Source organism: Pseudoalteromonas sp. T1lg122 (assembly GCF_002964825.1).
GTDB classification, from domain to species: Bacteria; Pseudomonadota; Gammaproteobacteria; order Enterobacterales; family Alteromonadaceae; genus Pseudoalteromonas; species Pseudoalteromonas gelatinilytica.
In genome coordinates, this window is sequence record NZ_PQCG01000007.1 from 712,758 (window position 1) to 733,403 (window position 20,646).

23 protein-coding genes, 2 tRNA genes and 1 pseudogene are annotated in these 20,646 nt (G+C 40.3%); 9 read left to right on the plus strand and 17 right to left on the minus strand.

Going from position 1 to position 20,646, the window contains the following annotated elements:
* Positions 1 to 56: 56 nt before the first annotated feature.
* From C2M33_RS08680 to C2M33_RS08735, 12 genes and pseudogenes are all read right to left on the minus strand, one after another.
* Positions 57 to 132 (minus strand) — tRNA-Lys (locus C2M33_RS08680).
* Between the two features lie 168 nt (positions 133 to 300).
* Complete coding sequence (gene ybgF / locus C2M33_RS08685; RefSeq protein WP_063704742.1) at positions 301 to 1,062, minus strand: tol-pal system protein YbgF; 762 nt, start codon at positions 1,060 to 1,062, stop codon at positions 301 to 303.
* Between the two features lie 12 nt (positions 1,063 to 1,074).
* A complete protein-coding gene (pal, locus tag C2M33_RS08690) occupies positions 1,075 to 1,617 on the minus strand; it encodes a peptidoglycan-associated lipoprotein Pal (RefSeq protein WP_063704740.1) in 543 nt (180 codons plus the stop codon).
* A 34-nt stretch (positions 1,618 to 1,651) separates the two neighbouring features.
* Positions 1,652 to 3,010, minus strand: coding sequence for a Tol-Pal system beta propeller repeat protein TolB (gene tolB, locus C2M33_RS08695; protein ID WP_063704738.1), 1,359 nt, complete (start codon positions 3,008 to 3,010; stop codon positions 1,652 to 1,654).
* Positions 3,011 to 3,019: 9 nt separating this feature from the next.
* Positions 3,020 to 3,958: a cell envelope integrity protein TolA gene (gene tolA, locus C2M33_RS08700; protein WP_063704736.1), complete on the minus strand. Its 939-nt coding sequence runs from the start codon at positions 3,956 to 3,958 to the stop codon at positions 3,020 to 3,022.
* A 1-nt stretch (position 3,959) separates the two neighbouring features.
* Positions 3,960 to 4,394, minus strand: coding sequence for a protein TolR (gene tolR, locus C2M33_RS08705; RefSeq protein WP_054561289.1), 435 nt, complete (start codon positions 4,392 to 4,394; stop codon positions 3,960 to 3,962).
* Positions 4,381 to 5,085, minus strand: coding sequence for a protein TolQ (gene tolQ / locus C2M33_RS08710; RefSeq protein WP_063704733.1), 705 nt, complete (start codon positions 5,083 to 5,085; stop codon positions 4,381 to 4,383). Before tolQ ends, tolR begins: the two co-directional genes overlap by 14 nt.
* 1,052 nt (positions 5,086 to 6,137) lie before the next feature.
* Entirely contained in the window at positions 6,138 to 7,142 is a 1,005-nt protein-coding gene (gene ruvB, locus C2M33_RS08715) for a Holliday junction branch migration DNA helicase RuvB (protein WP_105174274.1), read from the minus strand.
* A gap of 7 nt (positions 7,143 to 7,149) precedes the next feature.
* Positions 7,150 to 7,770 carry a Holliday junction branch migration protein RuvA gene (gene ruvA, locus C2M33_RS08720; RefSeq protein ID WP_105174275.1) on the minus strand — a complete coding sequence of 207 codons (621 nt, stop codon included), beginning with the start codon at positions 7,768 to 7,770 and terminating at the stop codon, positions 7,150 to 7,152.
* Between the two features lies 1 nt (position 7,771).
* A pseudogene (gene ruvC / locus C2M33_RS08725) lies at positions 7,772 to 8,295 on the minus strand (crossover junction endodeoxyribonuclease RuvC).
* Between the two features lie 138 nt (positions 8,296 to 8,433).
* Complete coding sequence (locus tag C2M33_RS08730; RefSeq protein ID WP_105174276.1) at positions 8,434 to 10,935, minus strand: ABC transporter permease; 2,502 nt, start codon at positions 10,933 to 10,935, stop codon at positions 8,434 to 8,436.
* Positions 10,925 to 11,644 (minus strand): ABC transporter ATP-binding protein, encoded by a 720-nt coding sequence (locus C2M33_RS08735; protein ID WP_105174277.1) that lies wholly within the window; start codon positions 11,642 to 11,644, stop codon positions 10,925 to 10,927. Before C2M33_RS08735 ends, C2M33_RS08730 begins: the two co-directional genes overlap by 11 nt.
* On the opposite strand from C2M33_RS08735, the gene C2M33_RS08740 reads away from it, so the two are divergent.
* Together C2M33_RS08740 and C2M33_RS08745 are read left to right on the plus strand one after the other, a co-directional pair.
* On the plus strand, positions 11,645 to 12,262 hold the full coding sequence (locus C2M33_RS08740; protein ID WP_105174278.1) for an arylesterase: 618 nt from the start codon (positions 11,645 to 11,647) through the stop codon (positions 12,260 to 12,262).
* Positions 12,263 to 12,367: 105 nt separating this feature from the next.
* A tRNA-Pro gene (locus C2M33_RS08745) sits at positions 12,368 to 12,444 on the plus strand.
* Between the two features lie 162 nt (positions 12,445 to 12,606).
* Here the strand turns inward: C2M33_RS08745 and C2M33_RS08750 are convergent.
* Both C2M33_RS08750 and C2M33_RS08755 read right to left on the minus strand, forming a co-directional pair.
* Positions 12,607 to 13,713: a replication initiation protein gene (locus tag C2M33_RS08750; protein WP_105174279.1), complete on the minus strand. Its 1,107-nt coding sequence runs from the start codon at positions 13,711 to 13,713 to the stop codon at positions 12,607 to 12,609.
* 74 nt (positions 13,714 to 13,787) lie between these two features.
* Entirely contained in the window at positions 13,788 to 14,006 is a 219-nt protein-coding gene (locus C2M33_RS08755; protein ID WP_105174280.1) for a helix-turn-helix domain-containing protein, read from the minus strand.
* Positions 14,007 to 14,216: 210 nt separating this feature from the next.
* Between C2M33_RS08755 and C2M33_RS08760 the strand changes: the two genes are divergently transcribed.
* Genes C2M33_RS08760 through C2M33_RS08770 form a run of 3 tightly spaced genes read left to right on the plus strand, consistent with a single transcriptional unit; the run spans position 14,217 to position 15,662 of the window.
* Entirely contained in the window at positions 14,217 to 14,606 is a 390-nt protein-coding gene (locus tag C2M33_RS08760; protein ID WP_105174281.1) for a hypothetical protein, read from the plus strand.
* A gap of 25 nt (positions 14,607 to 14,631) precedes the next feature.
* Positions 14,632 to 14,940, plus strand: a complete 309-nt coding sequence (locus C2M33_RS08765; RefSeq protein WP_105174282.1) for a hypothetical protein — start codon at positions 14,632 to 14,634, stop codon at positions 14,938 to 14,940.
* Positions 14,940 to 15,662, plus strand: coding sequence for an NYN domain-containing protein (locus tag C2M33_RS08770; RefSeq protein ID WP_105174283.1), 723 nt, complete (start codon positions 14,940 to 14,942; stop codon positions 15,660 to 15,662). The genes C2M33_RS08765 and C2M33_RS08770 overlap by 1 nt, the downstream gene beginning before the upstream one ends.
* 126 nt (positions 15,663 to 15,788) lie before the next feature.
* Here the strand turns inward: C2M33_RS08770 and C2M33_RS08775 are convergent, their stop codons facing one another.
* Positions 15,789 to 15,986, minus strand: a complete 198-nt coding sequence (locus tag C2M33_RS08775; protein ID WP_105174284.1) for a hypothetical protein — start codon at positions 15,984 to 15,986, stop codon at positions 15,789 to 15,791.
* An 88-nt stretch (positions 15,987 to 16,074) separates the two neighbouring features.
* Here C2M33_RS08775 and C2M33_RS08780 point away from each other — a divergent pair, with 88 nt between their 5' ends.
* The 4 genes from C2M33_RS08780 (at position 16,075) to C2M33_RS08795 (ending at position 18,787) form a co-directional block, all read left to right on the plus strand.
* Positions 16,075 to 16,341, plus strand: a complete 267-nt coding sequence (locus C2M33_RS08780) for a helix-turn-helix domain-containing protein (RefSeq protein WP_105174285.1) — start codon at positions 16,075 to 16,077, stop codon at positions 16,339 to 16,341.
* Between the two features lie 93 nt (positions 16,342 to 16,434).
* Positions 16,435 to 17,040 (plus strand): hypothetical protein, encoded by a 606-nt coding sequence (locus C2M33_RS08785; RefSeq protein WP_105174286.1) that lies wholly within the window; start codon positions 16,435 to 16,437, stop codon positions 17,038 to 17,040.
* A gap of 651 nt (positions 17,041 to 17,691) precedes the next feature.
* Positions 17,692 to 17,913 (plus strand): hypothetical protein, encoded by a 222-nt coding sequence (locus C2M33_RS08790; RefSeq protein ID WP_105174287.1) that lies wholly within the window; start codon positions 17,692 to 17,694, stop codon positions 17,911 to 17,913.
* The gene (locus C2M33_RS08795) at positions 17,906 to 18,787 is read left to right on the plus strand and encodes a site-specific integrase (RefSeq protein WP_105174288.1); all 882 of its coding nucleotides are present in this window, start codon (positions 17,906 to 17,908) and stop codon (positions 18,785 to 18,787) included. The genes C2M33_RS08790 and C2M33_RS08795 overlap by 8 nt, the downstream gene beginning before the upstream one ends.
* Positions 18,788 to 18,792: 5 nt before the next feature.
* Here the strand turns inward: C2M33_RS08795 and C2M33_RS08800 are convergent, their stop codons facing one another.
* Both C2M33_RS08800 and C2M33_RS08805 read right to left on the minus strand, forming a co-directional pair.
* Positions 18,793 to 19,479, minus strand: coding sequence for a hypothetical protein (locus C2M33_RS08800; protein WP_158685578.1), 687 nt, complete (start codon positions 19,477 to 19,479; stop codon positions 18,793 to 18,795).
* Positions 19,480 to 19,481: 2 nt separating this feature from the next.
* The gene (locus C2M33_RS08805) at positions 19,482 to 20,636 is read right to left on the minus strand and encodes an AAA family ATPase (protein ID WP_105174290.1); all 1,155 of its coding nucleotides are present in this window, start codon (positions 20,634 to 20,636) and stop codon (positions 19,482 to 19,484) included.
* Positions 20,637 to 20,646: the final 10 nt, after the last annotated feature.

Consider the following 20,646-nt stretch of genomic DNA (forward strand, 5'->3'; position numbering starts at 1 on the left):
ATGCTTATAAAAGCTATACGTAAATCCGTCGATTAAAGATTACCATTCTAATAGAATGGTGGGTCATGATGGACTTGAACCATCGACCAATGGATTAAAAGTCCACTGCTCTACCAACTGAGCTAATGACCCGCTCTTTTTTCCGCAATTCGGCTGTTGTTACCAATCGCCTGCTGCGGGCGCTTATAATACTTATTTAAATGCTGAGTGCAACAGAAAATATCTCTTTTTTTAAGTTTTTATGTCTAGATGCCTAATTTTAGACCGCTTAAGTCAAAAAGCAGTCTAATCAGGTCAAATCTACATTTGCGACAAACGTTCTGTGGCTAATTTTGCAGCGGTTGTACTTGGGTACTGATTAATTAAATCATTAAAGGTTTTAAGGGCTTGTTCGCCTAAACCTTGATCCGCTAATAAGTTTCCTAATTTTAACATCGCATCAGGGCGCTTGTTAGAATTTGGGTATTCATTCACAACTACTTTAAAGTGCTCAGTCGCACCCGCTGGATCGTTTTGAATTGTTAAAAGCTGGCCTAACCAATAATGTGCATTCGATGCATACACTGAATTAGGGTAAGTCGTTAAGAATGTTTGAAACTCAGGTATTGCTTGCTCATAACGCTTATCTTTCATGATTAACGCCACTGCACGCTCATAGGCTTCGTTTTCAGATAAATCTGAACTAATTGCCTGTGATGGACCCACATCCGTATAAGTGTTCGTAGGTTGAGTTTGTGTTGCAGCAGGCTGGCTATACGCTTGGCTGACACGGTTCTCAATCTCTTGATAAAGCTCACGCTGACGCTGAAGTACTTTTTCAAGCTTATAGCTTTGCTCTTCAGTAATACCACGTACTTGGCTTACTTCGTCTTGTAAAATATTAAGCTGCTGCTGAAGCTCAGCTTGCAATAAATTACGTGACTTCATCATGTTTTCTAAAGCGACTAAACGCTTCTCAATGCTCGATTGCGAGCTTGCAGCTTCTGAAACAGGAGCGGGAGCAGCCCATAACTGGGTGCTCCCGCTTAAGATCATTGCTGCCAAAATAATTTTCGGCTTCATAATGACTCTTTATTAGTAAACTAATACTGCGCGACGGTTCTTCGCGAACGCTTCTTCAGTGCGAGACTTAACCATTGGCTTCTCTTCACCATAGCTCACAACTGACATTTGGCTAGCAGAAACACCTAAACTTTGTAGGTATTTTTCTACTGCTTGACCACGGTGCTCACCTAGTGCGATGTTGTACTCAGGTGTACCGCGCTCATCTGCGTGACCTTCGATTAGTACTTTAACTGAAGGGTTTTGTACTAAGAACTCAGCGTGTGCTTGTAAAAGCTCAGCATATTGGCTTTGGATTTTTGCGTTATCAAAACCAAAGTAAATGATTTGCTCTTGACGTAACGCTTCGTATTTTTCACGAAGTGCTTCTTCAGCTTGTTGCTCTGGAGTAAGTGTTGCAACTTCAACAGTATCAGTGTTGTTTGATTGCTCAACCATACCTTGGTTAGATTGGTTTGCAGAACCTTCATCAACACCTGAAGAAGAGCTACACGCCGCTAATGTCATCACTGGCACAGCAATAAGCAGGCCTTTTAAAGTTTTATTAAGTTGCATTTAATTGATTCCTATATTGAGTAAACCAGTAAAATTACTGTAAATAAGGCGACCAAGCTGGTGCCTTTACTTGTCCGTTTAGCACAGGTAAGCGTGCTTTAAAGCGACCGTCCATAGAAACTAACGCCAACACCTGTTTATTATTATGAAGCGTGCTGTAGATAATCATCGAGCCGTTTGGAGCGATACTCGGTGATTCATCTAGGCGAGTTCGTGTTAACACTTGGAACGCGCCTGTAGCTAGCTCTTTCTTAGCAAGATGGTATTGACCGTTGGTACGATTCACCATCACTAATTCTTTCCCGTCTGGAGAAATCGAACCTGCAAGGTTCATATCTCCGTCAAACGTCATGCGTTTTGACCTGCCAGTTTGCAAATTTAACTTATAAATCTGAGCATTACCACCCCTTTCAGACGTAAACACAATATCTTCACCATTAGGGAACCACGATGGTTCAGTATCTATACTACGGTGGTTTGTAAGACGTCTTTCTTTGCGAGTTGCAAGGTCTAAAACATACACTTCTGTTGCACCATTGCGGTCTTTAGAAAGCACTAAAAGTAACTTTTTACCGTCTGGTGAAAACTGTGGTGCACCATTAATACCCGGATGGCTTGTGATTAGCTCACGTTTACCCGTGTATAAGTCTTGGATGTAAATTTGGCTTTGACGATTTTCAAATGTTACATAAGCAAGCTTAGTACCATCAGGTGACCAGGCTGGTGACATTAACGGTTCTTTAGAACGAAGTAACACTTGCTCATTAAAACCATCATAGTCAGCAACAACTAGTTGATAAGGCTTTGGCTCTTCTTCACGTACAATCACATAAGCAATCTTTGTTAAAAACGCACCTTTTTCACCTGTTAATGCTTCATAAACCACATCGCTAATGCGGTGCGCGTAACGGCGAAAGCCATTTTCTGCAATAACACTTTCACGAGCATCTAAGATATGGTCTTGGCTTTTAACAAGTTGGCCATTGCTCATCATTTGAGTTTGGCCACCGGTAATTTGGCCACGGATCACATCGATGAGCTCATACTTTACTAAGTAACGACCACCCGATTGTTGTTCAACTTTACCAACAAGGATTGCTTCAACACCTTTATTTACCCACGCACCGTAATCAACGTCAGTGTCAGCAGCAGGAAGTTGCGGCATCGTGTTCACATCAATTGGCTTAAACTTACCACTGCGCATTAAGTCAGCTGCAATTACTGAACTTAGTTTTTCAGGGATCGTTCCCACACCTTGATATTGAAATGGCACAACCGCTATTGGGCGTGCACCATCAATACCATCGGTGATCACAATTTCTAGTGCAGCACTGGCAATGCCATGAAAGCCCAGTAATACAATAAAACATGCTGTTTTTATCTGGTTAAACATATCATTCCTTTAAAATTGAGGCGCTATAGTTAAATTAATGTTTTTAAGTTGCTCAAATACTTCACGGTCTGGTGATACTGGTAATGTATCTGCCATACGCACTGCGCGCATTGCCGCTTCACATACCAAGGTATCGCCGCCCAGTGATTTTACTTGAGTCACTAAGCCATTGAAACCAAGACGAATATTAAGACGACATTCTTTGCCTTTCATCTTCTCATCTTTTAAGAAGTTTTGCTGAATGCGCGCCATAATTAACGCTTTATATTTTTCAACTTCGCCCACTACTTGTTGCTGACGCACTTTATTACGTGCAGCCTGTTCAGCAGCTAATTGTTCTTGCAGCATTTGCTCTTGCAATGCTTGCTGACGTTTACGTTCGGCTTCTTCTTCTTTGCGTTTACGTTCAGCTTCTGCTTCGGCCGCTTTACGCTTGCGTTCTTCTTCCGCTTTCTTTAACGCTTCTTCTTCAGCTTTACGTTTTTCAGCAGCCTCTTTCGCAGCGGCTTCGGCTTCTTGCTTTTGCTTTTCTGCTTGCTGCGCTTTGGCACGTTCTTTCTCTTGAATTTCACGTGCTTTTTTCGCTTGTGCTTCTGCTTCTGCTTTTTCTTTCTCTTTTGCGCGGCGCTGCTGTTCTAGCTTTTTAAGACGACGGTCTTCAGCTTCACGTTGCTTACGTGCATCGTTTGCACGGCGCTCAAGATCACGAATACGTTTTGCTTCGGCTTGTTTTTTTGCTTCTTCTTGCTTTTTAAGCTCGGCAATTTTTTGCTCAACCTTTTGCTGATCAACAGTTACCGCAGCAACCGCTTTTTCAGGTTCCGGCAAAGCAGGATTCAGCGTCACTTCCATCACCTTAGGTGCTGGCATGTGAAAACTCGCTGTTGCTACTAATAAACCAGCTATAGCAAGATGCAAAAGAACTGACTTTACTACTGATGCACCCATACTAGCCTTTCGTCCCCTCAAATGATTCGGTCATAAGACCCACTGAAGGCACACCGGCATTTTTCAAAAAGTCCATAAGCAGCAGCACTTCTTGATAAGAAACACGGCCTGAACCTTTGATCATCACAGGTGTATCTGGATTCTTTTGCAATTGAAGTTTAATCACCGCCGCAACATCCAACGCTTCCATTGGCGCTTCAGGATCAGTACCAATACTTACATAGTACTTACCCTCAGCATCAATTGATGCAATGATCGGTGGTGTGTCTTTAGTATCAACTAAATCCGATTCTTCCATTTTCGGCAAATCTACTTTTACGCCATGGGTAATAAGCGGTGCAGTTGCCATAAATATGATTAGCAGTACCAACATTACATCAATGTAAGGTACTACGTTTATCTCCCCAACAGGGCGACGTTTCTTACGCTGATACATTCGCTTTAGCCTCTATTTGCGCAGCTGCTTGGCGGTGTAAAATATTGGCGAACTCTTCCATGAAGTTAATGTAATTACCTTCAAGCTTTTCTACTTTGTTAGCAAAACGGTTGTAAGCAATTACCGCAGGGATTGCAGCAAATAAACCCATTGCTGTTGCAATCAATGCTTCGGCAATACCCGGTGCAACCATTTGTAAAGTGGCTTGTTTAACTTCACCTAATGCGATAAATGCGTTCATGATACCCCAAACCGTACCGAACAGACCGATATAAGGGCTAATAGAACCCACGGTTGCTAAAAACGATAAGCTAGACTCAAGCTTTTCAACTTCACGTGATAACGCAACACGCATTGAACGGTGTGTGCCTTCCATAACAATGCTTGCACTTTGAAATGTATTTTTCTTATGACGTGCAAACTCTTTAAAACCAGCAACGAATAATGCTTCAACACCTGATGCACCACCAGGACGAGCTGATACTTCGTTATATAATTTACTTAGGTCAATACCTGACCAAAATTTTTGCTCAAAACGCTTTGCGCCATTAAGTGCATCAGAAATCGCTTTTTTACGTTGAAAAATAATTGCCCATGACATTACCGACATACCGACTAATGCCAACATTACTAGCTGGACAAGTACACTGGCTTCTAGAATAAGATCTAAAAAGTTAAGCCCTGATCCCACGTTAAACTCCTAAAATAGATTTCTATGTAATTTGTTATATTTTTTACACTTGCATTTATTGACCACAAAGGTGGCCAAAAGTTACATCTAGTGTATCTAGTCAGTTATGAACTGACAACGCTCTTGCTGTGAATTAGCGGCAAATAACGGTAAAAAGCAATTTGCTTAGTTATTTTTTAGCCATATTAGCTTTTATCAACACTTTTATGCATATTTTCACCTTAATAATAAGTCATTACAGTGACACTAAAAAGCAACCAAAACACTCAAAAACACGGCGTTTATTCATAAATAACGCATAAACACCCAAAAGCACTTTTGCAAATCTACTACATAATACTTAAACTAATCCTGAATAAAGATCACAAAATTTATAAAAAGCCTTTTATTCAGTGATTTAAAACATAAACAGACAAAAAGTGAACAAAAAGAAAACAATTAGATTTTTTGCTCACATTAGTTTTTTTTATCTGAAAATAAAATTTTTCTAGTTTGAAGAAAAATCCACCATTGCGTATTATTTACCTATACCGAGCTAGCAACCTCATGAAAGTTTCTTTCATTAAGCTCCGTTTTTAGCAATATGAAGTTTCGTATTGCTCAGGTTTGCTTAAATCTGGATAAAACCTTATTTAAGTAGACCGTAGTTCCCTGGATTACTTCCTTCAACTTGTTGTTTGCCCGCATTCTTATGCGGGCTTTTTTTTGCCTATTCAAACGTCAACGAGAATACCTACCGATAACTTAACAGCATGTGAATTACAGATGTTAAAATGAGACAACAATCCACTGGTTAGTGGTTAGTGGTTAGTGGTTAGTGGTTAGTGGTTAGTGGTTAGTGGTTAGTGGTTAGTGGTTAGTGGTTAGTGGTTAGTGGTTAGTGGTTAGAACAAAGTAAAACCAATTTCATAGATAGCAAGCTTTATGTTTAATTACACAAAAAAATAAAACCACCCTCTCGATCAACTGATATCTAACTTCTGAAGTCTAACTACTAAAAAACCTAACTTCTAATGTCTAACTACAAAAAACCCCGCTTCGCGGGGTTTTAGTTATTTCGCTGGCGTTAGCCCAAAGTGTAAATAAGCGATATCTGAAACAAGTCGTCCGCGTGGGGTGCGTTGTATAAAGCCTTGTTGTATTAAAAACGGCTCTATTACATCTTCAATGGTTTCTTTTTCTTCGCCAATCGCAGCCGCGAGGTTATCAAGGCCAACGGGGCCGCCCATAAATTTTTCGATGATAGCTAGCAAGTATTTTCTATCCATGTAGTCAAAACCGCTTTTATCGACATCAATCATATCGAGGGCTTGCTCTGCAACTGTAGCATTCACTTTACCGTCTGATTTCACTTGGGTGTAATCACGAACGCGGCGTAATAAACGGTTCGCTATTCGCGGCGTACCACGTGAGCGCTTGGCGATTTCTGTTGCGCCTTCATCGCACATCGTTAATTCTAAAAAGCGTGCTGAACGGGCAACAATTTTTGATAAGTCTTCAACAGAATAAAACTCTAATCGTTGAACAATACCAAAGCGGTCTCTAAGAGGTGAAGTGAGTGATCCTGCACGCGTTGTCGCGCCTATTAGAGTAAATGGTGGTAAATCGAGCTTTATTGAGCGCGCTGCAGGGCCTTCACCTATCATTATATCCAGCTGATAATCTTCCATTGCGGGATACAAAATCTCTTCGACTTGCGGGCTCAAACGATGTATTTCATCAATAAACAGTACGTCACCTTCTTCAAGGTTCGTTAAAAGCGCGGCTAAATCGCCTGCTTTTTCCAGTACTGGCCCCGACGTCGTTTTAATATTAACGTTAAGCTCGTTGGCTACAATGTTTGCAAGTGTGGTTTTACCAAGACCCGGTGGACCAAATATTAATAAGTGATCCAGCGCTTCGCCTCGATGGCGAGCTGCCTCAATGAAAATTTCCATTTGTTGCTTAACATGCGGCTGGCCTGTGTAATCGGTTAACAGTTTTGGTCGTATGGCGCGATCAACACTGTCTTCGTTACTTTGTTCACTCGCATCTATTAAGCGATCTGCTTCAATCATGGTTTACTCACAACATTGATTTTAGAGCTTCTTTAATTAGAACCTCGGTCGTCATATCTGGTTTGTTCACTGTTTTAACCGCTTTTTGTGCTTGCGGTAGCTTATAGCCTAATGCCACAAGTGCCGATACAGCATCATCGGCAGCATTGTTTGCCACAAGGGTATCATTACTTGATGGCTCAATGACGGCATTATCGCTAAATGGCGTAAATAAGTCATTACCCCAATTTTTAAGCCTGTCTTTCATTTCGAGCACTAAACGCTCAGCCGTTTTTTTACCAACACCCGGCAGTTTAACCAGTGTGGTCGCATCTTCATTATTAACACAACTTACAAATTGCTGCGCCGACATACCCGATAAAATAGCAAGACCAAGTTTTGGCCCTACACCATTGGCTTTTAAAAGTTCTCTAAATAAAGCGCGCTCGGTTTTGTTGTTAAAGCCAAATAATAGCTGGGCATCTTCACGTACCACAAAATGGGTATAAATAATCGCTTGCTCACCCACTGCTGGTAAATCATAAAAGCAAGTCATGGGCATTTGCACTTCGTAGCCTACACCACTTACTTCGATAAGAATTTCTGGTGGCTGCTTTTCAACAAGTAAGCCATTTAATCGACCAATCATATTACTTCCTTAATCGTCCTCTTACGGTTTTGCTCGCACTACCCGCAAGTTTTATTAAATTTTGTTCTGAGTGTGCATGACAAATAGCAATTGCTAAGGCATCTGCGGCATCGGCTTGAGGGGTACCTGGCAGCTTTAAAATGTTTTTAACCATATGCTGTACTTGAGACTATCGGCTCCGCCATTACCTACGACGGCCTGCTTAATTTGCCTAGCTGAATATTCATAAACTGGCAGCTCTGCCATTGAAGCACCAACAATCGCTGCACCACGTGCTTGGCCTAGTTTAAGTGCCGAGTCGGGGTTATGCGCCATAAACACTTTTTCGATAGCAAAACTGTCTGGGGAGAATTGCTCTACCAATTGACTGATCCCTTGGTAAATCATTTTTAAGCGTACCGGAAAATCATGATCGGCCAGTTTAATGCAGCCACTGCCTAAATAAGTGAACTTAGCACCTTGGTGAGCAATCACGCCGTACCCTGTTAATCGTGAACCAGGATCAATTCCTAAAATAATCGCCAACTAACTGACTCGTCTATTATCATTATTATCTGCGCTTAATAATGCCAGAGCACTGTATAAATTACCAGTAACCAATTGCAATTCATAAAAAATGCCCGCAATTGCGAGCATTTTATAGTCAACATTTAATTAAGACATTTACGCGAGCGAGCGTAATAAGCCTTGGGTATTTTTTCGCATTGTGCGCGCTATCATCAAATAACCTAAACATGCCACAAATAAGCCCCCCACTGCTGGGCCAATCACCCAAATATGAGGGTGGAACTTACCTGCTAAATCAAATATTTGTTTTTGTACTATTAACAGGGCAATATCACTGACGATGGCAGCCACTAAGCCTGCGGTAACGCCTAATAATAAAAACTCATATAAGGTGGCATTTTTAATTAAGCGCCCTTTCGCACCTAAGGTTCGCAAAATAACAATCTCTTGCATACGCTCGCCTAAACTTGCTTGCACTTGTGAAATAAGTACTAAAGCGCCACAGGCAACCACAATCGCGAGTACAAAGCCAATCGCTAACGATACTTGCTCTATGGTTGAACGAATTTGTTTAATGAAACTCTCAACATCTATCACGTTAACCGTCGGATATTGACGCATTAGCTCATTAAACTCTCGTTTTTTCTCTGCTTTTACATTCACTGATGAAATATAAGTAGCAGGAAAACTCGCTAGCACATCAGGACTTAAAATAATAAAGAAGTTAGGTTTAAGCGTTGTCCAATTAACCTTGCGCACACTGGTAATTTTTGCATCGAATGATTGCGCACCAATCAAGAAAGTAAGTGTATCGCCAATTTTTACATCAAGGCGTTCAAGCATCGACTCTTCGACCGATGCCTCGGCCACAGAGTTTTCACTAAACCATGCACCGTCGATAAGCTCGTTTTGATTAGGTAAGTCTTTACGCCAAGTTAGGTTTAACTCACGGCCAATACCAGAGCGGGCTTCTTCGTCTTTCTTTTCGTTGTCTTCTTGTGATACTTCGCGGGCAACCAACTCACCATTAACGGCATTTACGCGACCACGCACAACCGGATAGAAATCAGACGTGGGCATATCGTTTTGCGCTAAGAAGCTAGTAATAGGCTCTAACTCTTGCTCAGTAATGTTCACTAAAAATGAATTAGGTGCATTTTCAGGAAGCTGAGACTGCCAGTCTGAAATCATGTCGTTCTTAAGTACAATTAAAAACAGTAATAGCTTGATAGCCAAAGCAAAGCTAATTAATTGCACGGCATTCACATTGGCACGCTTTTGAATTGATGCAATCGCCAATGACCAACTATTGCCCGGACTCAAGCCAAGTTTGCGGCCACCACCAAAAATAACCTTTGATAGACCAAATAACACAGCAATTAAAAATGCCGTCGAAAGGAACAAAATTGCACTTATTTTGAGGTTGTTACTAAATAACCACATCAATAAAAACACAGTAAGTGCCGACATAGCCAAGTGCACTTTACTTACTAATAAACGGTCACCTAAGTTACGGCGAAGTACACGCAGCGGCGGAATATCGAATAAATCGAGTAGCGGTTTAATCGAAAACATTACCGCACAAATCACGCCTGTGCTAATTGCAATGATCCAAGGTTTTGCCGATGCACTAGGCAGTGCTGAACCCATGGTTTGTGCTAAATAATCAGTGGCAATCGCTTGTAAACCATAACCAATCAGTAAACCCACAATCACCGACATTGAACATACAAGGCTTAAGTGCAGTAAATAGATTTTACGGATCATAGCGCGACTTCCGCCAAGCGTTTTCATCATCGCAACTGGGTCGTACTGACGTTCACAATACCGTTTTGCCGATACCGCGATAGCAACAGCAGCTAAAATAATGCCAAGCAAACCTGCTAGCAATAAGTAACTCTCAGCGCGATTTAAACTATTAGAAATTGGTGACTGGCGGTCTTTAACACCATACCAATTTTGGTTTTCTTTCATTTGTGGTTTTAACCACGCATAAAAGGCATCTAAATTGTCTTTGTCGCCAGCATAAAGTTGACGGTAAAATACCCGACTCCCCGGCTGAATTACCTCTGTAACAGCAATGTCTGCTTCATTGATTAAGATCCGCTGGCTGCTTGAAAACACATTAAACGGCGCATCTGGCTCTTCAGCTACAACATGACTAGCCGTAAACGTAGCTGCGCCAAGCTCTACTTTATCGCCCACGTTAATATTCAGCGCATAAAACACCGATTCACTTAACCATACTTCACCACGGCTTGGGATCTCGGTTGTTACTTCTGCTTGGCCAGTCAGGCTAGTTTTTACTTTTAACTCACCTTTTAACGGATAGGTGTTTGATACCGCTTTAACCGAACCAAGCTGCATTTCGTCACCGGCAAATAACATGGTGTCGAAGTAGGTTATTTTTGCGGTGCGTAAGTTATCTTGGTTGGCTTTTTCTAAAAACTCGGCAGGTAAAACATGATTACTTGCTAAAACGCGATCAGCCGCAATAAAGGCACTGCTCTTTTCTTCAATACTTTGGCCTATACGGTCAGTAACCATGGACAGAGTTAAAACAGTGAGTACAGCTAAGGCTATTGCTGCACTGATCACTGTTAATTCGCCACGCTTAAACTCACGTGAAAACAGTTTTAGTGCTAATTTAGCCCACATTCGCTTGCACTCCTTCGCTTTCTTTTACAGTAACTAACTGCCCTGCTTCAATGTGTAAAATTTGCTGACACTTTTGTGCAAGCTGCTCATCATGGGTTACTAAAATGAGTGTCGTGCCGTGCTCTTTATTTAATTCAAATAATAAAGACTCAATTAACTTACCGTTTTTGCTATCAAGGTTTGCTGATGGTTCATCGGCAAATAAGATTTTCGGTGTGCCAATAAATGCACGCGCAATTGCTACACGTTGCTGCTCACCGCCAGATAATTGCGATGGGTAATGACCAACACGATGTCTTAAGCCTACCTTTTCAAGTAACTCAAGTGCTTGTTGTTTAGCATCTTTGCTACCCGCAAGTTCTGCTGGAAGCATTACATTTTCAAGAGCTGTTAAGCTTTGTACAAGCATGAAAGACTGAAATACAAATCCTACTTTTTCAGCGCGAAGTGCTGCGCGTGCTTCTTCATCTAATTCGTGTAATGCGGCTCCGTCTAAATGAATACTGCCTCCAGTTGATTGGTCAAGGCCCGCCAATAAACTTAATAAAGTAGACTTACCCGAACCAGAGGTGCCCACCACGGCAACTGAGTCACCCGACTTGACATTAAAGCTGATGTCACTGAGGATGGTCAGGTCGCCCTCAACCGTGGTGACCGTTTTAGTAAGTCCTTTAACTTGAATGATGTTTAATTGAGAAAGCGCTGACATATGATGCATCCAATCCTACGTTTTATATTCGTTTTACTGTTAGTAATCAAACCACTTACGGCAGCAGCTGACAACACAATTTTAATTCTAGGTGACAGTTTAAGCGCCGCTTACGGACTTAAACAAGAGCAAGGCTGGGTTAAATTGTTACAAGATAAGTACGATGAAAAAGACCAATCTGTATACCTAGTAAACGCCAGTATTAGCGGTGAAACCACAGGCGGCGCCCTAAGACGGCTCGACGCGTTACTGAGCGAATTTGAACCCACTCATGTACTCATTGAGCTTGGCGGAAACGATGGTTTACGAGGTTTCCCTATTAAACGCCTGCAAGCTAACTTACGTGATTTAATTGCAAAAAGCCAAAAAATTGGGGCGAAAACCGCCATAATGGAAGTACAAATTCCACCAAACTATGGCCCGCGTTATACCAAACTTTTCACCGATAGCTTTAAAACCATTGCCGATGAAACAGATTCTGAGCTCATGCCCTTTTTCATGCTTAGCATTGCAGGCCGGCCAGAACTTATGCAAAACGATAACCTGCACCCAAATGCCGATGCTCAACCATTAATACGCGACTTTATGTACAAAACGATCAACGATTGGCTAGATTAACCTCTAGCCCATTGATTTAATGTGGATTACCTGAACAATAAACAAGCAATCAAACTGCGGGGATATTGATTTTTATAAAAAAAGCCGTACTATGGCTTGCAACGTCGGCATATAGCGCAGCTTGGTAGCGCACTGTCATGGGGTGTCAGGGGTCGCAGGTTCAAATCCTGCTATGCCGACCATCTTTTCTACATCCTAGTCAATAAGTTAACTAAGTTTATACGAAGCAATGTAGCAACTTAGATCAGTTAACATTATATAGATGTAGCATATATGTAGCTTGCTCTACTTCTCCATTTAACAGCTACATACATACTACTTGTACTGCCCTAAATTTATATCCCTTAACCCCTAATACCCTGAGGGGCAGCATACTTAACATCATCAATTAATTGCTTATACTTCGCGACTGTTTGTCGAGTAAGTCCAGTCTCAAGTGCAATGTTCTTTTGAGTAAGTTTGTGGCCTGTGTCGATTAATTTACTAATTGCTTGCCTTAGTAACGCTTCAGAGGTTTCACGTCTTTTCTGATGGGTATAACGCGCGCCTTCACGTTGAGCCAGTGCTGTCGATTGGATAGGTATTTGATACAACCAAGTTCCTGCAACCCCTCGATTGTGGTTAGGAAAGTACTTTTGCCAGGTCCAAGACGCTACACTTTGAGTAATCGACTGCAATTCTTTGTATTGCATCGGATATTCTTTTTCTAGTCCGAATCCTGCAAAGTTATTTAAGGTTTCCGCAACCTCAAATAGATGTTTACGCCAATCTTCAAATCGCCAATTTTCTCTGGCGTAATTAATTCTTTTATAGGCAATGAACCGCAGTTGATGAAATAAGTAACAGTTACGGGAGTTGGCCACACTATTCCAGTCAAATCCATGACCATACTCTCTTTTAGGCTTATGTAAGAAGTCATTTAGTTCATTTAAACTGTATTCATGCGCATGTAAGAAGGTCGTTTTCCAATGGGAGTGGAGCGGGTTTTTACAGAGTGGTCCTGTATAGCCCTCGTCTGCACCTAGCTTTATTCGCATAGCTTGATTTACATACTTCAGAAACGCGATTGGTTTGCGCCTACCTTTAAGGCTCGTTGTAACGCCCTGAATAGCGTAAAGCAGATGCGCCCCCCCTTGCGCCTCTACTTTATCTAATTTGCTTATAGATGGACCACTAACAATTATATTTGGGGCTGGAAGTAAATTGTCTTCCCAAGAAAATGCTGATTCGTCATCAATATCAAAGATCAGCCAATATTGAATAGCTTTTGGATTAACTTGAACATGGAGGTATTCATCCAAAGCTATTTCACCAAAACGGTAACGTCCCTTCGTTATATCTTCATTTGTGCATAATGTTCTTGGTGGAGTGGTGTTATAAAGTCTTTGAATGAGCTTTTCTCGCACACTCAAAGGCACAGCAGAAACTAGCTGTTTCGCGGCATTTGTCATAAAATATCCGTGTTGGAGTAAATTCAACACGGCAGGCGGATAGTTTTGTTGCTTACGCCTGCCGTATTCGCAAGTTAAGCAACGTCGCCGTACTTTCTTAGCCACGCTTCAAGCGCAGACTCTTCAAAAAGTAATTTCCCGCCAATTTTGATCGCCTCTGGAGCAACCTTTTTAGCAAGATCAGAATCGCCTTGTGTAAGCGCAGCCTTGCGTCTATTTCGGATATTGTATAAATGCTGAGGTGAGCAGTTTAAAAACTTTGCAGCTTCTTTTGTGGTAATAAATGTGGACATGAGCCCTCCTAACTAACCAAACCTGTTAAAAACGTATCAACCGTGCTTATGAAAAGCCGTTTGTTTCCTCGTTACGTGTAACAGGCAGCTTGCTAGAAGCGCCTTTTTTGGCACTGGATTTAACCAGTCCATTTAGGCTAAGGTATGATTAGTTAAAAGTAAAGCTAACTCACTACTTGAACTAATAATTTTTAAAAGGATTTAACTTTCATGGCAAACAAAGTCAGTGATGAAGAGCTACTAAGCGTACTTTTTCATAAAACCCAAACCCGCGCTTTTTTACGCAGAGTGAAGAAAAATTATCCCGACCAGTGGCTTCGAGTTATGGGCAACGTATTGATGGCAACTGAAGAGCTCCGAGATAGAAAAGAAATGAAGATGGTATACAGGATTGGAATTTTCGATCCAAATACCGACCTGTCTTGGCCTTGGCACTTTTCCCATTATGATGGCATCTACCTATCTAACAATAAACGCCCTTGCAAGATGTCTAAAGCTGCTAGGTTTGACTCTAAAGAAGAAGCTAGGCTCTTTTTTCATGATTGGAGCGGTAATTCAAAATATAAAATGGAGCTGATAGAAACCCGTGAAGAGGCTTAACCCACCAATAATAGGAATAATTCCCATGTGGTTTTTAACAAAAGTATCCCAGTCAAAACTGTTCTATAACTCTTCAGGGCAAGCAACAGAAGTATCTGATGTAGATTGGACTTACTCGACTAAACACGGTAATCAAATAATTACTTCTTCACATCCTGTAATAGCTAACCCGATGCAAGCTATTGCTGCATTATATGAAGCTAATATACCTGGGTTTCAAACTAAAGCACTGGCAAAGGAATTTGGTAAAACGTTGCCTCAAGGATCTTGGAAGTATCTGAAAATAAAGTATGATATAAGCTATCTTAAAACCGGACCATGGACTGGAATCTAATGAAAAAACAGAATTTAAATATTGCCGTATACATTGACATGGAAAATGTAGCTTCATCGGAGTTTGTTTTAGAAGACGTAATGAACTCATTCTTAAGTGCTGATGATGACTATAACTGTATATTTGCAATTAAAGCAGCATATGGAAACCAAGCCAGAGCCAAAAAATCCCTAAAGAAACAAATAGTAGAACATAATTTTAATATTGTAGATACACCTAAAATAGGATCCGAAAAGAATCGCTCCGACCTGATTCTAAGTTTAGATGCATTTGAGTCACTTTACCTAGATACACCTAGGATTGACCGCTACTGCTTTATGACAAGTGATGCCGACTTTACTGTAATTGCGGACAAGTTGAGGAAGTTTGGTAAAGAAGTTTGGCTTGTATGTAAGAAGTCAGATAAAGATAGAGCTATCCTCACAAAGTCCTTTGATAATTTACTATTTCTTGATGATTTTTGCCCTGACACTGCGCCTAAAGTATCTAATGATATTGATAGGCTGTTTATTCAAGCAGTTAGAAACATGAATCAAAGTAACCTACCGACTAATGTTTCAGTGGCAAACGATAGGATGAAAGCAATAGATCCAAGCTTTAGAGTAACTAATACAAACTACAAAACATTCATGAAACTCATAAAGGATATGGAATCTAAAGGTTATGTAGTGTCGGAAACACTTGATACAGGCGAGAATAGAATTACTGAAATATGTGTATAATATAAAACACCTAACTCGCCAAAAAGTTACGTCTTGCGTATTTTAGTAAGCTACGCAGCCTAGGGCTGCGTATCCCAGTGCCATTGTAAAAACCCGAATTAAGGTTGGCAGTAATTATAAGATAAATCAATAATAAAACTCACCTCGGTCATGCGCGTCGCGAGCCTCTTGCTCTGTGTGCTCATCTCCATAAAAGTTTACATTCCCAGCGCCATCACCATGCTCTTCAATGAACTTATCTTGGTCTGATTTCTTCCTACCGTCATCTTCCAACATCACTTCCAATGCAATCAGCGCTGTAGCTTTTAGTGCTTTCAAAAACATATACACCCCACAAAACTAAGGATTCCTGAGTATCTAAATCATATTAAAGCTAAGAAAATCTTAGTTTTCAAGTTTACTTTGTATTTATATGAAAACTAACGATGAATCGCCTTTTCCGAAACGACTAAAAGAAGCTCGAAAGGCAAAAAGTCTATCCCAAAAAGAACTCGGAATTCTGGCAGGAATGGACACATTCTCAGCCTCTGCCAGAATGAACCAGTATGAAAGAGGTGTTCACACTCCTGACTTTAAAACTGTTAAAGCACTCGCGCTAGTGTTAGAAGTTCCAACTGCATTTTTATTCTGTGAAGAAGATACACTCGCAGAAGAAATACTCAAATACAAAAGAAACTAGCCCAGAGTGAATACCAGTTTGTTATAACAGTTAATAAAATTTACTGTGAACAAATTAGAGAGCAACAACAAACTGAACCTCCGGAGAATTAAAATGAATTTCGAAAGCCTATTCATATCTGAAGACAAGCCTTACAAAGGAAAATCCAAAAGAGACAAATTCCTATCAAGAGTCTTTGGCATATTTAACGAAGAAATCTTCAGAATATGGTGTAACAACGAAAGGTCACCTTTCGTCGATTTGGGAAGGCCAACTATTTACGATAAAGACGGTCGTCACTACACGCTTGATTTCTTATTAGAGGATGAAAAAGGCCGTAAATTCATAACCGAAATGAAATGCGAAATCGAATATCAAAAGTATAAATTTTTAACTTTGTACCACCGAGACCAGCTAAAGCACCATCGAAACAAAAGAGCCTTCCAACTATTATTAGAAGTTGCCCAAGAACCGGAGGGGTATGAAGTTAGTTGTAACAAGGAAGCAGTACAAATAGCTGGCAGCTCACTAGTTTGGGGGCGAACGACTCAGCAAGGAATAAAGGATGTCAAAGGCGCATTCCAACTATCACATGTTCTATCTACGGAGAGCGTCGTAGCGGATTTAGTAAAATGGGGTGACCAAAATTATTTAGAACTTATTGGCCTTTACGAGTATTGGTCTTCATCTTTATTTCATGGACTAACAGGTAGAAGCTAAGGTTACAATAAGCATGCTTCGCTTCAATTTTCTGTTTTGCTCTGAGACACGCTATGAAACAGCAAATAAAAGAACAAAACAACACCCAGGATGAGTAAGTTACTGACGATTACAGGACCCATACTTATACTCCAACGATCGATACCTATCTAAGCCTAAATCCGTTTGTACTCAACTGCAAATTTTCCTAAAAACCAAGCCCTATTTAACCGAGGCATCATGAGCAATTCCCTCCTCTTTTAAAAGGGGCTACGCCCCCCGCTATGTCGAAGCGATAAATCGCTCGCTTCATAGCGGGGGTCTTGGTTTTTCATAGCTTATACGCAGGTTTTTATTTGCAGATTGCACCTAAGCAATTTTAACGCTAACCTGATATTGAAATAGCCCAATGGGCATTTACAAAAAACGGCGCTGTTCAGCTGCCGACAACACGTAGTGAGGACCCTCACTCCCTTCAATCTAATAGTCATGTCTCACGCCACATTTAAGGCGTTATACCGGCGCTCTCTGCTGCCGTTTTCACGTAAAGAGGAAATAAATTAAGGCGAGATCGGTCCGAGCCTTTCGCATGTGCGAAAAACAGGGGCGAATAGGCTTTAGTGTCGCTGAGTAACCTAGTTGCCAGTTAATCTTACAACCTAGGAGAACACCATGACTTTTAATGCAAATACTGAAGTCGCTTTGTTAAAAGCGCATACTAAACTACGAGCCCGTAAGCGACATAAACCGTCCAAACTGGATAAATACCGCACTCATCTTTGCAAACTCTACGAAGCGGGTGCAAGCAAAGCTGAATTACAACGTTGGCTTGAAATGAAAGGTGTCAATGTAGAATGGACGACTGTTAAAAGGTGGGTCGACAAAAATGCCTAAGTTTGCGAAAGCTGAAACTCAAGCAAAAAATGTCATTAAAGGACTAACTAAAGCACAACGCATAAAGTCTTTAGGCACTGCTAGAAACTATATGCAGTCGCTAAAAACGGTTGCCAACTGGTCTAAAGATATCGGCATTAATGGTATTCAGGCTATGACTATTCAGCAAGCACGTATGTATCTTGATTACAGAGCTGAGGTCGTTGGTCAAAAAGCCCTGGATATGGAACGCCAAGCGATACAAGCCATGATGCAATTAAACGGTAAATTACAACCGAAAGAAACTCTCTACCGAGTAAAGTCATGTTTAGACGAGATAAGGTGCTCTCGAGCTTACACAACTGAACAAGCTACTGCTATTTCACATAGACAAACAGAAAGGAATCAACTCGCAACACAAATCGCTTATGCGGCCGGCCTTCGAGCCCATGAGCTGCTTACACTTGCCAAGACCAATGAGCGAAATCCAGATAAACGCCCTGCTCTAGACTCAAAATGGCAAGGCCGAAATGGTGAACTTTACACAGTAGTTGGCAAAGGCGGCTTGATTCGTCATGTTCTTATTCCCAATATCCTTGCTTCTCAGCTAGAGCAACAACGCTTAGCTCAACCAATCACAGTAATTGACAGAGAAATTAACTATTCTCAGCGTTACAACATAGCTGGCGGTAAAAAATGGTCAGACTCATTTTCAAAAGCTTCTAACCGCACTTTGCTATTCTCTACAGGCGCTCACGGTCTTAGACATAGTTATGCTCAGGAACGAATGGTTGAACTGAAAAGCTTGGGGTATAAGTATGAAACGGCCTTAGAGACCGTTTCACAAGAGATGGGGCATTTTAGGCCAGAAATCACGACGGTATATTTATTTTAGATGGCTTAAGCATAAGCTCTATGCTTTAAAGATATCTCCTCCATAATCCCTACAAAATTCTGAAACATTGGTAGGTGATCGGTTTCCTTAACTCTTTTAATAAGTTCATTTGTGAAGCTCTCGCACAATATGGCTTTAGGGTTTCCCTTTGAGTATTTTATTCTTTTATCCATCAAAGCCTTACGAAGGTATTCCGCATGAAACTGGGAATGGGTAAAATCATCGGAGAAATTACCCATTAGCTCGGGATCCTGTAACGTGACATCATGGTAATTGAAATAACTAACAAATTGCGCATTATTAGAGTTTCTAGGAATAACTTTTCTATTACCTAATAAAATAGTTTCAAAGCATCTTTTTTGAATAATTACTTTAATTTCGGTGCGCTCATTGAGATTTTGAGGAGCAGTTTTATTTATTACTTCTTGATAACGTTCTTTTTCACAATCTTCATCACAGTCTAAAACGATAAATAAATAGTCAACATTTCCAATATTATTTACATTAACAATTGCGTTATCAATTTCGTTTAGGATTGAAGGATATCCATCTCCAGACATCAAATAAAATCCGTTATCGCTACTCTTAAAGCTCTCATAATCGTTATGGAAGGGAAGTTTAGGCAAAAAAGCATTTACCCACTTTGGGTAAACCCTCATTTCTGTACCTCTACCCTCCACTAAAAAATACATTTTCATCCTACTGCCCCATTAAGATAGATTTCACTATTTATCAGTTGCAAAAATTTATCATGTTGGCTAGATGAGTTATTGATGCTTTCAGCTTTGTAAGTTTTAATTTCACCGCCTTTACGAGAAACGATTCGCCACTTGCTAGGCGGAATATTATTTATTACTTTAGGGTGGTGAGTACTTAATATCGCTTGAGAGCGATTAGACTGAATAATTTCTAGAATATCGGAAAGACAATTAATTCCTAAGCTATTTTCTATTTCATCGATAACTAAAATACTCTTATCTGATGAAAATAAAAGCTCAGCCAAAATAGTTAAGGATTTAAACATCCCTGAAGACATACTGCCTTGGTCAATAATTGTACCATCGCTCAACTCTAATCTAATAAGGATTGCTGATCGGTTTATTCTGTGACGGATATCTTGAAAGTCTTCGACTATAACCTTTTCTACATTCGTGAAGATAGATGTATACATGTATTCAAATTCTTCGAATGACTCTTTATCTCCGTTAAAGCAATAATACATTTTTTCACGACAAGTTAGTTCTGGAAACTTTTCGCTAAACTGCTTTATATTCAGGTTTTCGTCCGCCATGAGTTTTTTATTTTTCTCACATGCTTCATTTCTTACTAACTGTAGTGCTGTATTATTTGTAAAATCCCTTGAGTTATTTGTAGCAATTTTAACACTACTTAAAGAATCATACACAGTCTCAATGAGTTTATCATTTCTCATTAAATATAATAGGCTGGTGTTCTTATCAATAAGAGGCAAAGAGTTATCATTATATTTTATTGAGTCCTCGTTTCTTTCAAAGATTAATTTACCTTCGATATAAAGAAACTCATTTTCAACAGCTGAAACCTCTATTTCATCATCATCTTCATCATCAGATAGGTCTAACTCGATATTAGCTGAAAACGTTCCTGACCATTTAATTTCCCTATCATGATTGTCTATGAACTCGATATCCCAAGAATCTCCAGGAGAAGAATTCCCTTTCGCAATATGAATCACTGTGTAAATAGCATTCATGATGGTGGTTTTCCCTGCACCTGAAGTACCTACAAAAATTGTTAAATTTTCAAAAGTTGTGTTTTCTATTGTGATGTTTTTAAGACTATCTTTTAAATATATACTTTTAAGTTTCATCCCTTCACCT

Coding starts and splice junctions, on each gene's coding strand:
- C2M33_RS08785 (WP_105174286.1), top strand. CDS start 16,435: ATGAATTTCGAAAGCCTATTCATATCTGAAGACAAGCCTTACAAAGGA.
- C2M33_RS08740 (WP_105174278.1), top strand. CDS start 11,645: ATGATGCATCCAATCCTACGTTTTATATTCGTTTTACTGTTAGTAATC.
- C2M33_RS08795 (WP_105174288.1), top strand. CDS start 17,906: ATGCCTAAGTTTGCGAAAGCTGAAACTCAAGCAAAAAATGTCATTAAA.
- ybgF (WP_063704742.1), bottom strand. CDS start 1,062: ATGAAGCCGAAAATTATTTTGGCAGCAATGATCTTAAGCGGGAGCACC.
- tolR (WP_054561289.1), bottom strand. CDS start 4,394: ATGTATCAGCGTAAGAAACGTCGCCCTGTTGGGGAGATAAACGTAGTA.
- C2M33_RS08760 (WP_105174281.1), top strand. CDS start 14,217: ATGGCAAACAAAGTCAGTGATGAAGAGCTACTAAGCGTACTTTTTCAT.
- tolB (WP_063704738.1), bottom strand. CDS start 3,010: ATGTTTAACCAGATAAAAACAGCATGTTTTATTGTATTACTGGGCTTT.
- C2M33_RS08770 (WP_105174283.1), top strand. CDS start 14,940: ATGAAAAAACAGAATTTAAATATTGCCGTATACATTGACATGGAAAAT.
- C2M33_RS08755 (WP_105174280.1), bottom strand. CDS start 14,006: ATGTCCACATTTATTACCACAAAAGAAGCTGCAAAGTTTTTAAACTGC.
- pal (WP_063704740.1), bottom strand. CDS start 1,617: ATGCAACTTAATAAAACTTTAAAAGGCCTGCTTATTGCTGTGCCAGTG.
- tolA (WP_063704736.1), bottom strand. CDS start 3,958: ATGGGTGCATCAGTAGTAAAGTCAGTTCTTTTGCATCTTGCTATAGCT.
- C2M33_RS08805 (WP_105174290.1), bottom strand. CDS start 20,636: ATGAAACTTAAAAGTATATATTTAAAAGATAGTCTTAAAAACATCACA.
- C2M33_RS08800 (WP_158685578.1), bottom strand. CDS start 19,479: ATGTATTTTTTAGTGGAGGGTAGAGGTACAGAAATGAGGGTTTACCCA.
- C2M33_RS08765 (WP_105174282.1), top strand. CDS start 14,632: ATGTGGTTTTTAACAAAAGTATCCCAGTCAAAACTGTTCTATAACTCT.
- C2M33_RS08735 (WP_105174277.1), bottom strand. CDS start 11,644: ATGTCAGCGCTTTCTCAATTAAACATCATTCAAGTTAAAGGACTTACT.
- C2M33_RS08790 (WP_105174287.1), top strand. CDS start 17,692: ATGACTTTTAATGCAAATACTGAAGTCGCTTTGTTAAAAGCGCATACT.
- C2M33_RS08775 (WP_105174284.1), bottom strand. CDS start 15,986: ATGTTTTTGAAAGCACTAAAAGCTACAGCGCTGATTGCATTGGAAGTG.
- ruvB (WP_105174274.1), bottom strand. CDS start 7,142: ATGATTGAAGCAGATCGCTTAATAGATGCGAGTGAACAAAGTAACGAA.
- ruvA (WP_105174275.1), bottom strand. CDS start 7,770: ATGATTGGTCGATTAAATGGCTTACTTGTTGAAAAGCAGCCACCAGAA.
- C2M33_RS08780 (WP_105174285.1), top strand. CDS start 16,075: ATGAAAACTAACGATGAATCGCCTTTTCCGAAACGACTAAAAGAAGCT.
- C2M33_RS08730 (WP_105174276.1), bottom strand. CDS start 10,935: ATGTGGGCTAAATTAGCACTAAAACTGTTTTCACGTGAGTTTAAGCGT.
- C2M33_RS08750 (WP_105174279.1), bottom strand. CDS start 13,713: ATGACAAATGCCGCGAAACAGCTAGTTTCTGCTGTGCCTTTGAGTGTG.